This is a genomic window from Oscillospiraceae bacterium MB08-C2-2, assembly GCA_035621215.1.
Classification (GTDB): domain Bacteria; phylum Bacillota; class Clostridia; order Oscillospirales; family Ruminococcaceae; genus WRAV01.
In genome coordinates this window covers 154663-168377 of record CP141729.1, presented here as the reverse complement: position 1 = coordinate 168377, position 13715 = coordinate 154663, and the positions used below count along the sequence as shown (strand labels likewise).

Annotated in this window: 9 protein-coding genes; 8 read left to right on the top strand and 1 reads right to left on the bottom strand. The window is 50.7% G+C overall.

All coding sequences use genetic code 11. The features are described 5' to 3' along the window. The first annotated feature begins 4 nt into the window (after positions 1-4). From dhaL to U6B65_00700, 8 genes are all read left to right on the top strand, one after another. Entirely contained in the window at positions 5-694 is a 690-nt protein-coding gene (gene dhaL, locus U6B65_00735) for a dihydroxyacetone kinase subunit DhaL (GenBank protein ID WRS27683.1), read from the top strand. 270 nt (positions 695-964) lie between these two features. Next, a complete protein-coding gene (locus tag U6B65_00730) occupies positions 965-2032 on the top strand; it encodes an ABC transporter substrate-binding protein (GenBank protein ID WRS27682.1) in 1068 nt (355 codons plus the stop codon). A gap of 142 nt (positions 2033-2174) precedes the next feature. Further along, complete coding sequence (locus U6B65_00725) at positions 2175-3872, top strand: iron ABC transporter permease (protein ID WRS27681.1); 1698 nt, start codon at positions 2175-2177, stop codon at positions 3870-3872. Between the two features lies 1 nt (position 3873). Beyond that, the gene (locus U6B65_00720; protein WRS27680.1) at positions 3874-4953 is read left to right on the top strand and encodes an ABC transporter ATP-binding protein; all 1080 of its coding nucleotides are present in this window, start codon (positions 3874-3876) and stop codon (positions 4951-4953) included. Positions 4954-5035: 82 nt separating this feature from the next. Continuing rightward, a complete protein-coding gene (locus U6B65_00715; protein WRS27679.1) occupies positions 5036-6016 on the top strand; it encodes a PfkB family carbohydrate kinase in 981 nt (326 codons plus the stop codon). A gap of 273 nt (positions 6017-6289) precedes the next feature. Beyond that, complete coding sequence (locus tag U6B65_00710) at positions 6290-8557, top strand: InlB B-repeat-containing protein (GenBank protein WRS27678.1); 2268 nt, start codon at positions 6290-6292, stop codon at positions 8555-8557. 293 nt (positions 8558-8850) lie between these two features. After that, positions 8851-9399 (top strand): PadR family transcriptional regulator, encoded by a 549-nt coding sequence (locus U6B65_00705; GenBank protein ID WRS27677.1) that lies wholly within the window; start codon positions 8851-8853, stop codon positions 9397-9399. Then, on the top strand, positions 9396-11039 hold the full coding sequence (locus U6B65_00700; protein WRS27676.1) for an NAD(P)H-dependent oxidoreductase: 1644 nt from the start codon (positions 9396-9398) through the stop codon (positions 11037-11039). Before U6B65_00705 ends, U6B65_00700 begins: the two co-directional genes overlap by 4 nt. Before the next feature lie 270 nt (positions 11040-11309). On the opposite strand, the gene U6B65_00695 is transcribed toward U6B65_00700, so the two are convergent. Beyond that, complete coding sequence (locus U6B65_00695; protein WRS27675.1) at positions 11310-13544, bottom strand: DNA topoisomerase (ATP-hydrolyzing) subunit A; 2235 nt, start codon at positions 13542-13544, stop codon at positions 11310-11312. Positions 13545-13715 lie beyond the last annotated feature (171 nt).

Here is a 13715-nt window from a genome sequence, read left to right as displayed (position 1 = left end):
CAATATGAACCGGCTGACAACCGATCAGCTCCGCCGTATGCTGCTTTACAGCGCACGGGTGATTGTGGAAAACGAGCCCTATCTCACCAAAATTGATACAATTATCGGCGATGGGGATCATGGCATTGGTATGAAACGGGGCTTTACCGCACTGGAGGAGATGCTTTCCACCACTGCCTTTGAAAACCCGGCACAGCTTTTCCGTGCCACCGGAATAGAGCTGGTCAAAACCATGGGAGGCGCTTCCGGTGTTATTTTTGGCACGCTGTTTATTGGCGGCCTGGAGCATCTGACCGATTCGAATGGAGTAACCGCAGCCCAGCTTGCCGCTTTTTTCGATGCAGGGCAGCAGGCTATTCAAAAGAGAGGCAAGGCAAAGCCGGGGCAGAAAACCATGCTGGATGCGCTGGCCCCCGCTGTGGAAGCTATGGAAAAATCGGCGGCAGAAAGCGATGATATCAAGGCCTTGCTGGAAGCCGCCTCCCTTGCGGCACAGGCGGGCGCCGCCCACAGCAGTACGCTGCGTTCCCGGACCGGACGCTCTAAAAACTTTCACGAGGCAACCATCGGTCACCCCGACCCGGGAGCTATATCCACTTCACTGATTTTTAAAGCATTTTCTGATTTCCTGTATGGAGAAGAGACAGATGAATCTCCCTCCACCAATATCCCCCTCCATCGTCTTGAAATATAATTTCACAGCTTGGTTATCTATGTATATATTATACATAAATATATTGATTTTGTTTAATTATAATATTGACAAAATAGATGAACCTTTATATAATAATAAAAGGAAACCTCTCCGGTATCATAGCCGTTGCATTATCCGTTTTAAATGAAATAAAATTTTATAGTTCCTTCTTCACGAATGTGTATCCTGCCATTTCCACAGGAAGGGAGGCCGCCTGTTTTATTTCTTTCGGGTGACAATACGATTTATCATTATACACTGGAGGATTGCATGATGAAAGCACCAACCAAAACTGCCAAGCTGCTCAGTCTGATTCTTGCATTCATGTTGGTTTCCGTTTTATCTTTTACCGGCTGCGGCTCCAAGCCGACCGCTTCGGCGGGTCAGGGGCTGGATTTGACTGTCTATGGCTCCTGTGATGAGGAACATGTGGCTCGGGTGTGCGAAGCTTTTGAAAAATCCACCGGCGTTAAAACCACCTTTGTCCGCATGAGCACAGGCGAGGTTTATGCCCGCATCAAAGAAGAAGCCGCCAACCCCCAAGCCGGAGTTTGGTATGGCGGCCCCAACGATCCTTACATTGTGGCTGCCTCCGAAGGGCTGTTGGCTCCTTATGAAGCCCAGAACGCCAAAAACCTTCTTTCTGAGGCCTATATCGGTGAGGAAGGCCGCTGGTATGGCATTTACAGCGGTTACATCGGTTTTATCTGCAACGAGGATTTGCTCAAAGAGAAGAACCTGCCTGTTCCCACCTCTTGGGCCGATCTGATTGATCCTAAATATCAAAACTGCATTTCCTTTGCTAATCCCGGCGCTTCCGGCACCGGCTACAACATCGTTTCCACGCTGGTTCAGCTCATGGGCGAAAAAGAAGCCATGGAATACCTGAGCGCACTGGATAAGAACATCAAGCAGTACCCCAAAACCGGCGGCGGCCCCTCTAAGCTGGTGGGCAGCGGAGAATTGGAAATCGCTATCGGTATGCTGCACGATGGCATTACCCAGCAGAAGCTGGGCTACGATAACGTAGTGCTTTCCGCTCCAAGCGAGGGGACCGGCTACGAAATCGGTGCAACCGCCATTATCGCCAATTCCAAGCAGGAAGAAGCCGCCAAGCTCTTTATTGAGTTTGCACTGACCCCCGAGTGCCAGCAAATCGGCCAAGAGGTGGGCGCTTATCAGTTCCTCACAGTTGAGGGTGCCAAAAATCCCCCGGAAGCGGATGTGCTTTCCAACACCAAGCTCATTGACTATGATTTTTCGTGGTCTGCGGATAACCGGGAACGTCTGGTAAATGAATGGAACAAATACATCACTGCCGATAAGATTGTTGTATAAAAGCATCCATGGGGTAGCAGCTGTTTAACCCGGATCACAGTACACTTATGGATTTCAAATAGGTGTACTGTGATTTTTCTTTTCACCTGCTCACGCAAGCGAAAAAAGCCCGATTCCATTGAAACACTGGGGGTGACCGGCTATGTCAGGGGGTATTGCCGTGAAAAAACACAGGAAAATTCAGAACGATCCGCTCATTAAAACCGCTGTGCTCCTGCTTATTTTGTTTTTACTGCTGTTTATTGTATACCCCATTTTCTCCCTGCTTTTGGAAAGCTTCGCCGGAGATGGTGGCGGGGTTTCTTTTGCCGGTTATATGGAGATATGGTCAAAGCGATCCTTTCGGGGCGTTTTTCTCAACACGCTAATTCTGGGCCTGTGCAGCGGGATACTGGCAACCTCGGTGGGCTTTTTGTTTGCCTATGTGGATTGCTATGTCAAAACCCGATTCGGCGGGCTTTTCAAGATTATATCTGTTCTCCCGGTGGTTTCGCCGCCTTTTGTTCTTTCCCTTTCGGCCATTATGCTTTTTGGCCGAAGCGGTTTTATTACCAACAAGCTGTTCGGCATGGTGGATGCCAACATCTATGGCCTCCACGGCATTCTGATTGTGGAAACACTGACCTTTTTCCCCATCTGCTATCTCATGCTCAAGGGGCTGCTGAAAAACATTGATCCCGCTTTGGAGGAAGCTGCCCGCAATTTAGGGGCTTCCCGGTGGGAAACCTTCACCACCGTTACCCTTCCTTTGCTGGCTCCGGGGCTTGCCAACGCCTTTCTCATAACCTTTATTGAGGCTGTTGCGGATTTTTCCAACCCGATGATGATTGGCGGCAACTACTCCACACTGGCCACTTCTATTTACATACAGGCAGTGGGCGCTTATGATTTAAAGGGTGCCACTGTCATGGCTGTGATTCTTTTACTTCTTTCCATGTCTTTGTTTGTTCTCTCCAAATATTGGGTGGAAAGCAAGAGCGTGGCCACCCTTACCGGAAAAGCCAGCCGGGAACGGATGCCCATTGGGGATAAAAGCGTAACGGTTCCCCTTTCGGCCATTTGCCTGTTTTTCACTGTCTGTGTGCTGGTGTTTTATGCGCTGGTGCCTTTGGGGGCTTTGTTTAAGCTGTGGGGCCGGGATTATTCCTTTAGTTTGGCTCATTTTAAGTATGTGCTGACTGTGGGCATCAAGCCCTTTAAGGATTCGCTGATCTTCTCGGCGATTGCGGCACCCATCACTGCCATTATCTCTATGATTATCGCCTATCTGGTGGTAAAGCGGCGGTTTATCGGCAAGAGCTTTATCGAATTCACCTCCCTTTTCGCCATGGCTGTTCCCGGAACGGTGTTGGGTCTTGGCTATATCCGAGCCTTTAACACCGGCCTGCTGGGCTCCGGCTTTATGACTTTGACCGGCACGGCCGCTATCATCATTCTGGCTTATGTGGTGCGCAGCCTGCCGGTGGGAACACGCTCGGGCATGTCCGCTCTGCGGCAGATTGATAAATCGCTGGAGGAATCCGCCTACGATATGGGAGCCGGTTCCGGCAAGGTTTTCACTTCGGTCACCCTGCCCCTCATTAAGGATTCCTTTTTCAGTGGGCTGGTTACCGCCTTTGTCCGCAGTATGACTGCCACCAGCGCCGTTATCTTTCTGGTTTCGCCATCCCACCAGCTGATTACGCCCCAGATTATGGCACAGGCGGATATCGGGCGGTTCGGCGTGGCCTGCGCTTATTCAACGCTGCTGATTCTTATTGTATACAGCGCCATTCTGCTCATGAACCTCTTCCTGAAATTCTTCGGAGTCAGCCGCACTGTTGTTACGGAGGGAAACTGAAATGAAGAAACAGCCAACGGGAGTCAAGCTGGTGAACATCACCAAAATATACCCCGATCACAAAGATAAGAGCAAGAGCTTTAAAGCGGTGGATAATGTTTCGCTGGAAATAAATCCGGGGGATTTTATCACCCTGCTTGGCCCCTCCGGGTGCGGAAAGACCACCACTCTGCGCATGATAGCAGGCTTTGAAGACCCTAATGGGGGCGATCTTTACATAGGTGGGCAAATGGTCAACGAAATACCGCCCAACAAGCGGGATACCGCAATGGTTTTTCAGAGCTACGCCCTTTTCCCCCAATATAATATTTTTGATAACATCGCCTATGGCCTGAAAATTCAAAAGGTGCCCAAGGCCGAAGTAAACAAGCGGGTTCATGAAATGCTGGAGCTGGTGGAGCTGACCGGTATGGAAAATCGCATGACCAATCAACTTTCCGGTGGTCAGCAGCAGCGTGTTGCCCTTGCCCGTGCCTTGGTTATGGAGCCGGCTGTGCTGCTCTTTGATGAGCCTTTGAGCAATCTGGATGCCAAGCTTCGGGTAGCCATGCGCACCGAAATTCGCCGCATTCAGCAAAAGGTGGGCATCACTGCCATTTATGTCACCCACGATCAATCCGAGGCAATGAGCATTTCTGACAAGATCATCATTATGAACAAAGGCATTATCGAGCAGATGGGAACCCCGCAGGAAATCTATTATCACCCGGTCAATGAGTTCGTGGCTGATTTTATCGGCGAAGCCAATTTCCTTGAGGGCACCGTTCTGCGGGCCGAGGGAGATTCCTGCGAAATTGACATTTCCGGTGCCATCATTCAGGTATCCGGCTCCGGTAAGGCGGTGAAGGGAAAAAGCTGCAAGATCGTGCTTCGCCCGGAGGCAGCCAGCATTCGAGATAAAGGACTTCTCCCCTGCCATGTGGTCATGTCCACCTTTATGGGCTCTTATCAGGATTATCACGTTATGGTGCAGAATAATCTGGTTAAAATCATCGATTCCAACCCCATCAATCGAAAGGTCTATGAGGCGGGAGAAAAAGCTTTCCTTGACTTTGCCCCCGAAAATGTGCATATTTTATAGGAACAGCTTAGATCCTTTCAGCCCGGCTGTCACTCCTGCAAGGGAGCTTCGGCCGGGTTGTTGCTTGATATGGAGGAAAAATATGAAATCAATCATTACCTTTACCCCCAATCCCTGTTTGGATGAAACCCGCTGGATGGATGGTGACAAAGAGCTTCGGCGCAGCTACCAAACCGGCGGAAAGGGTGTCAATGTGGCCCGGGTGCTGGCCTCGCTGGGCAACAAGGTCACCGCACTGGCTCCTCTTTATGGTGCGGCGGGTGAAAAGGTTCTTGCCTTGGCCAAGGAAGAAGGTTTTTCTCTGGAGGCTCTGCCCTGTCAGGGCGAGACCCGCACGGTGGTAACCTGTGTGCAGGAAAGCACCTTTGAGCAGGTGCAGCACTTCCAGCCCGGCTCTATGCTGACACTGGAACATATGGATGCCATTCGCCAAAATCTGGCCAATCGGCTGGATAGCTGTGATTTACTGGTGCTTTCGGGGCGTCTGCCGGAAGGCGCTTTAAAGGCCAACCCGCAGGCCACTCTTGATTTGTATCCTTCTCTTATACGGCTGGCTCATTCCAAGGGGGTTCCCGTTTGGCTGGATTGCCACGGAGCCGGGTTTTTAGAGGCCGCTACAGCCGGGCCGGATTTCTTCAAGCCCAACCTTGAGGAGGCTTTGGAGCTGGCCGATCAGCTGAAAAATCAGGAAAATGCAGGCTCTCCTTTTTCGCTCTCCTGTGCTCCTTGGGGAGCCGAACAAACCCAAAGACTTCTGCCTCTGCTGGATTACACCCGCAGTGCCACCCTGCTGATCTCTCTGGGTGAGGAAGGTGTTTTCACATGGCAAAAGGGGCAGGAGGCTTTCTTCCCTCCCTATCGTATTGAAACGGTCAACCCGGTAGGCTCGGGGGATAGCTTCGTGGCCGGTTGGCTCCATGGCTGGTGCAAAGGCTATGACATGGCCCAGTGCATCCGATTGGCGCAGGCCGCCGGAGCCGCTAATGCCTCCATGTGGGTGGCCGCTCAAATAAGCGCCGCCGATATTCTGGGAATTGACCCGGCATTGGCTTCGCTTCTTTAGGTCACTTTCCAACTGCATCTTGAGCAGCATTACCTTGGCTTTTTGCCTTAGGTGATGCTGTTTTTTTGCATTGTATACACTGAGCACACAAGGAAAACTTCCTCAATATATTTTTTATACTTGGCGCCATTTATATTACAATTTTCGACAAAATATGCTATACTGTATTCCATATTATTCCAGAATTGTGGATACAGGTTCTCAGCATAACCCCCTTTGGCAGTGTTCCCGGAAGCACGGTGCTTCCTACAGGAAAGCATAAGGAGAGTTACTATGAGCATACTTCGCCGTCTATCCGCTTTGATCACCGCCGCTTCACTTGTTCTTTCTTTTATGTGCATCGCACCGGCCGCAGCCTTTACTTCAGAAATCGCTCTGGGGGACTCCACCGTGTTGCCTGAAAAGACCGTTCCTTTGGAAAGGGCGGCGCAGAATATAGATGAATCCGGCTCTCTTCTGGAAGCCTCGCCAGCAAGCGGAAGCTATCCCTTTGAAGGAACTTATGCTCAGGGGAGCCAAGCCGCTTGTTTGACCTTTTCCGTAACTAATCTTTCTGGAAATGTCCGGCAAAACGTAAGCTTTAACTTTGTGGGAAGCAGCGCAAATTTGTTTGCTGTCCGCAAAGCAGGTACAAGCTCCGCTTCTCTTTTTTCTCTTTGGGTTTCCGCCAACCAAACGGTGGATCTGGAGCTGTATCTCAGAGCAAATGCTCAAGCCGGAAATCACAGTGTTCAGTTAATACTGGAAGATACGCTGGACGATACAGTTCTGGCCACTTATGATGTCACTTTAAGAGCAGAAGCACAGCTTCTTCCCCAAGAGCCACCCACAGGGCTTGAGGCTCTCCCGGCTCCTTCCCTCTATGAAAATGGCGCACTCAAAGGCACCACATCCGCCATGGAATACCGCCTTCTTAACACCGAAGACTATCTGCCCTGTCAGGATGGGCAAACCCTGGTGGCACCGGGAAACTATCAAATCCGCATGGCGGCAACGGATGAAGCCGCACCTTCTGAGCCGGTTGAAATAACGGTGGGGATTTCCGTTTTGACTGTGGCGCCCTCTCCGGGCAATACTTTATTGGAGAACAGCTTTTATCTCAATCCTGAGCCTTCTAAGCTGGTGGTGGAAATCACCAACGAAACGCCCCATGATATCACCTACTCCGCTGTGCTGGAAGACAGCCCGGCTTTCAGTGTTTTCAGCTCTGTCAGACCGATGATGGGTAGCGGCTCTGTTGCCTTAGGCAATCTTCCTCCGGCGCATGTGGCTGCTGTAACCGTTCAGCTTTTGCCCAATACGCCTGCTTCACCCTCACCTTACAAAGGTACATTGACCATACAGATAGGTGATGAGCCTTATGTGTATACATTCTCACAGGCAGTGGAGCAAGCAAGCCAAGCCGATGCTCCCGCCGGTCTAACCGGGCTTTCCCCCAGTCTTGCACAGACCTCGGGCGGGGCCATTGAGGGTACCTCCGCTCATATGGAATACACTTCTTTGGGCAGAGCGAATTTTCACCCCTGTACAGCGGGCGCTACACCGGTGGAAAACCCCGGTGTTTATCAGGTGCGCTTTAGCGGCTCGGATAATGTTTTGCCCTCTCCTGCTGCTTTCATTACTGTTCCGGAGGATGAAACCTATACCGTTCAGTATGATGCAAATGGCGGCCAAGGCACCATCGTGCCGGTATCCCAACCAGTGGGACAGCGGATTACCCTTTCAGATGGAACCGGTTTTTCTCGGGAGGGCTATTCCTTTACCGGCTGGCGCACCAGAGCCGGCTTGGGTCAGGGTACTTTCTATGGGGCGGACACTGCCTTTAGCCACAGTGTTTCAGAAACCGTTTTCCTTTATGCGCAGTGGCAGGCAAATCCTGCTCCGCCTGATCCCCCAGACCCTGTAGACCCTGTAGACCCTGTAGGCCCTACTCAACCCGGTGATCCCGACCCAAGCGTACCAGAGCCTGTTGCGGTTGCCAAGCCAAGCTCTTCTCAGGGCACCTCAATCGCCTCTCCCCTAGATTCCGCCCAGCCCAAAACCGAGGATGCTGTGTTTGTTTCGCCCGATGATACCCAGCTTCCTTTGACACGTGGCTCCACCGAAGCCGGTCTGGGAGCCCTTTCTCAGCTTTACAGTGCCAACCGGGAAGGGCAAGTAACGGTCAACACAGCCGATGTGGTGTATTCCTTTCCCCCAGGCTCTTTAAGCGCCAATGCAGGTCTGCTGCATGATTTCGGTGCTGTTCTCTACGATACGGAAAGTGTGGAGGCCAAAGCCGCTTTATCCCAGACCGACACTCCAGATGCGGTAGTGGTGCGCCTGCTCAGTGAAACGTTGCCGGTTACCGCACCAATTGAGGTGACTTATGATTTGGGCAGCTGGTTCCGTAAAAAGACGTTGCGGGTCTACCGTCTGAATGCCCACGGGAAGCTGGAGCTTTTGGCCGAGATACAGGCGGACGACAGCGGTATTGCTACTCTTTGGCAGCAAACAGGCGGTGCTTTCCTGTTTGTTCCTCTACTGGAAGGTCAGGTCTGAAAAAACAAAACAATCCTACACCTTTATGGGGGGGCATCCAATGCCCCCCATATTCCCCCCGGATTGCGCCGCTCCGGAGCAAAAAGTGGGATTCCTGCGTCGAAATCAATTCGACTTCGGAAGAATTACGCATCAAAACCATAAGATTTGAAGTTAAAGGCAGATATGTCTACAGTCTGAAGCGAATGGCTACGGCCATTCGCTTTTTTGTTCTTCCAGATCTTCTAAATGTGTTGACTATATTATAAAATTATACTATTATAATTTTATAATATAGAAGCAGGTGAAATACAATGTCTCTTTCCCATGGAATTTTAGGCTTTCTCTCCTATGGCAGCATGACAGGCTATGATTTATCCAAAGCCTTTGGTTCGTCCGTTAAATTCTTCTGGTATGCCCAAACCAGCCAGATTTATCTGGAGCTGGGCAAGCTGGAGAAAAAAGAGCTGGTAACCTGCCAGCCGATTCTGCAAACCGATAAGCCCAACAAAAAGCTTTACAGCATTACCGAAAGCGGAAGAACGGAGTTTCTCCACTGGCTTTCGGATGAAAACACAGGGCTTTCAAAGGGCACAAAGGATGCTTTTTTGATGAAGGTGTTCTTTTCCGGCAGCAATCCGCCGGAAAAATGCATCGCCATGCTGGAACAATTCTCTGAGGACTGCCAAACATATCTTGCCGAAATGAGCCATATTCCCCAAGCCATTGAACGGTACAGCCAACAGGTGGAGCCTTATCAGACCATCTACTGGGAGCTAGCCGCTGATTTCGGCTATACCTATACGCAGACCTGCATCACTTGGGCAAAAAAAAGCATTGAAAGGCTGAGGGAAATTCTATGAAGATTCTGGTGCTCAACGGCAGCCCCAGGCCAAAAAACAGCAACACCATGTGCCTTACCAATGCTTTTTTAGAGGGGATGGCACAAAAGGCTTCACTGGAAATTGATATTTTACCGGTATACAAGCTGAATATAAACCCCTGTATCGGATGCTTTGCCTGCTGGAACAAAACCCCCGGTCACTGCTGCATGCAGGATGATATGGCACAGGTTATAGAAAAAATGCTGGATGCCGATGTGATAATCTGGAGCTTTCCTCTTTATTATTACAGCCTTCCTTCACAGCTCAAGGCCCTGATGGATCGCCAGCTTCCCATGAATTTGCCCTTTATGGTCCAAAGAGCCGATGGCAATCCAGACAGTGGCTCTCATCCCTCCCGCTACGATCTCTCGGGGAAAAGGTATATGCTCATTTCCACCTGCGGCTTTTATACAGCGGCAGGCAACTATGACAGTGTCAACCTTCTGTTTGATCACTGCCTTGGCAAGGAAAATTATGAGACCCTTTACTGTGGGCAGGGCGAGCTTTTCCGTGTACCCGAGCTGCGCGGACGTACCGATGAATATTTAGGCTATGTCAAAACCGCTGGCAGCGAATTTATGGCGCAAGGCATAACAGAACCTACAAAGAAAAAGCTTTCAGAGCTTTTGTATCCCCGAAAGGTTTTTGAGCAAATGGCGGATGCCAGCTGGGGAATTGAGGCTGCACAGGATTCCTGCCAAGATGCTGCCGGCGAACCGGCCGATGCCGCCCTCCTGTTCACCCGGCAAATGGCGGCACTCTATAACCCAGAGGCATGGAATGGCCAGGACAGAATCTTGGAAATGAACTATACGGACACCGGCAAAACCTATCAAATTCTACTGGGCCGTGAAGGCCAACAGGTGTTGACAGAGGATTTCCTGCCCTTTACCACCAGAATTGAAACACCTCTCACCATCTGGATGGAAATTGCCAAAGGTGAAACCGATGGGCAAACTGCGTTAATGGAGCACCGCTACCGTGTGGAGGGGGATTTCGGACTGATGCTCCATTGGGATGAGATATTTGGCTATTCCTCTGGTAGCAATGCGGTTCCGCAGGATGCAGAGTCAGAGAAAAAAAGCAACATGAATCTGTTGATTTTGCCTTGGCTTCCGATCTGGGTGGGCATGGCCATTCACCCTTTTGCCGGAGGGCTGATCGGCCTTGCCGCCAGCGCTCTCTTGTCCTTTGGATTCCTGAAATGGAAAGCTACTGTATTTGAATGCCTCTCTCTGACTGCTGTTGCCTGCATCAGCACATTGGGCATATTGGGGGTACCCCCCAGCCTTCTTCTGCCTGTGTCTTATCTTCTTTTTGGTATTATGTGGAGTACCACGGTATTTTTAAAGGTACCTCTGACCGCCTATTATTCTATGTATGATTATGGCGGGCAAAAGGCTTTAAGCAATGGGTTGTTTGTTCAAACCAACCGAATTCTGACAGCATGCTGGGGGATGCTGTACCTGGTGACCCCGATCTGGACCTATTTTCTGATGCAATCCTCCCTTGCACCGTGGGTGGGGGCCCTCAATTCTTTGCTCCCGGCCCTATTGGGATTCTTTACAGGCTGGTTCCAGAAGTGGTATCCACCCTACTATGCAAGCAGAAGGTCTTAATCTGTAGGAAAGTAAGCCATTATCTGCATAAAAAGGCCTGTAGTCATACCTGCCTTTACTTGAATACCTTATGGTTTTGATTCGTATTTCTTCCTGCATCGAATTGATTTCGATGCAGGAATCCCACTTTTTGCACCGGAGCGGTGCAATCCGGGGGGACTATGGGGGGCATTGGATGCCCCCCATAGAGGTTGTAGACTTTTGCCTGCAACCTCAAAAAGGCCTGTGCAAAACTTAGTTTTGCACAGGCCTTTTGTATATTGTGGAAACCTACAGCGTCAGCTGCTCGCCCTTATCGCTTTCCCGAGGGAAAAATCCCATAGAAGGCAGGTTCTTGGTGCGGAAACGGTGGGAATTGGCCAGCAGCTCCTCTGAAAAGGGCACTGCAACAGTCAAGAAGGTGTTCTTTTTCAGGGTCAGCGCCTGAATACCCTGGGTGCTCTTGGTGGTTTTGGGGGAAATGGCTCCCGAATGCACCACCAGAGTGCGGTCATTGTTGGCCCGCAGCAGATATTCCCCTTCCTCCAAAAGCTGATAAAGGCTGACCAAAAGAGAGCCGCCGTAATAAGCGGCCAACAACTTTTTGCGCTTGGTCTTGGTCTGGTAGCTGGAAAGCTCCACCTTGGCGGCCTTGCCGTTTTCAAAGAAGAAAAGCATATAGCCGCTGTAATCAGTCGTAACCGCCATATAAATGACTGTTTCGCCCTCATCCATACCCAACCGGGCCGGGATGTAATCCCCCAGCACACTGGCCTTGGTATCGGCAAAATCACTGGCAGAAGCTTTATACACCTGCTGACGGTCGGTGAAAAACAGCAAGTGGCTGGCATTGGAGGCCAGAATTTCTTGAGAAAGGCTATCCCCTTCTTTAAGCTTCTGTTCCCCGCTCATGCGCAGAGACTGGGGCGTAATTTTCTTGAAATATCCTTCCCGGGTAAAGAAGAGGTTCACCGGGTAATCCGCTACTTCCTCCTCCGGTATTTCCTGATCCTCGGGGGTGGGGTAATACAGGAGACTGCGGCGGGGCTTGCCATACTTCTTAGCAACCTGCTTCAGCTCCTCCACAATGATACCCTTGATCTTCTTGGGGTTAGCCAGAATATCCTCCATCGAAGCGATATCCTGTTCAAGCTGCTCGGTTTCCTGGGTGCGGCGGAGAATATATTCCCGGTTCAGGTGGCGCAGGCGAATTTCCGCTACGTATTCAGCCTGAATTTCATCGATGCCAAACTCGATCATCAAGTTGGGAACGACTTCTTTTTCCTCAACGGTTTCCCGCACCACACGAACAGCCTTATCAATATCCAGCAGAATCTTGGCAAGGCCTCTGAGCAGATGAAGCTTTTCCTTTTTCTTTTTCAGGTCATGGAATACCCGGCGGCGGACACACTCTAACCGAAAAGCTGTCCATTCCTCCAGCAGCTCCCGGACACCCAGCACCCGGGGGGCACCGCCAATAAGCACGTTGAAATTGCAGGAGAAAGTATCCTCCAGCGGAGTCATGCGGTAAAGCTTCTGCATCAGCTTATCTGGATCGCTGCCCCGGCGCAGGTCAATGGTGAGCTTCAGGCCGCTGAGATCGGTTTCATCCCGCATATCCACCACTTCACGAAGCTTGTTCTGCTTGACCAGAGAAACCACTTTATCCATAATGGCTTCTACCGTGGTGGTGGGGGGGATCTCGGTGATATCGATACAGTTGCTGGATTTATCGTAGGCATAACGGCTGCGAACCTTAAAGCCGCCCCGCCCAGTCTGGTAAATCTTCCGGAAAGTTTCTTCCTCGTAAACTATATAGCCCCCGCCGGAAAAATCGGGTGCCTTGAGAGTGGAAAGCAAATCATGTTCCGGGTCCCGAATAAGAGCAACTGTGGTCTGGCAGATTTCCTCAAGATTAAAGGAACAAATGGAGGAGGCCATACCCACTGCAATGCCCATGTTGGCGTTGACCAGCACAGAAGGAAAGCTCACCGGCAAAAGGGTTGGCTCCTTCATCTGGTTGTCGTAGTTATCCACAAAATCCACGGTATCCAGATCGATATCCCCAAAAATCTGAGTGGAAATGGGGTCCAGCTTGGCTTCGGTATACCGGGAAGCCGCAAAGGCCATATCCCGGGAATAGGCCTTGCCGAAGTTGCCCTTTGAATCCACATAGGGGTGGAGCAGAGCCTCATAGCCACGGGAAAGGCGCACCATGGTTTCATAAATGGTCTGATCACCGTGGGGATTCAGCTTCATGGTCTGGCCCACAATGTTGGCTGATTTGGTTCGGGTAGAACCCAAAAGCCCCATTTTATACATGGTATACAGCAGCTTCCGGTGAGAGGGCTTAAAGCCGTCTATCTCAGGGATGGCTCTGGATACGATCACGCTCATGGCATAGGGCATGTAGTTTTTTTCCAGCGTATCGGTAATGGGCTGTTCAAGGACAATTCCGGCATTCTCAATGAATGCGCCGGAAACATCGCTTCTTTTTTTATTGTTATCCTTCTTTTTTGGAGGCACTGTGTTCTTCACTCCTATTAGTCAGGTGGGGTAGAAAGGGCCTTAGTTCAACAATTTATGCCAGCGTTTACCGGAAGCAAGTAGTCCCGCTTCCCCCTGCGCTCGTGCCGCGCAGACTGGCACATCCTTTCTCTGCAATGAGAAAGGATGCAAAGAATTGCCAAGGGGGGT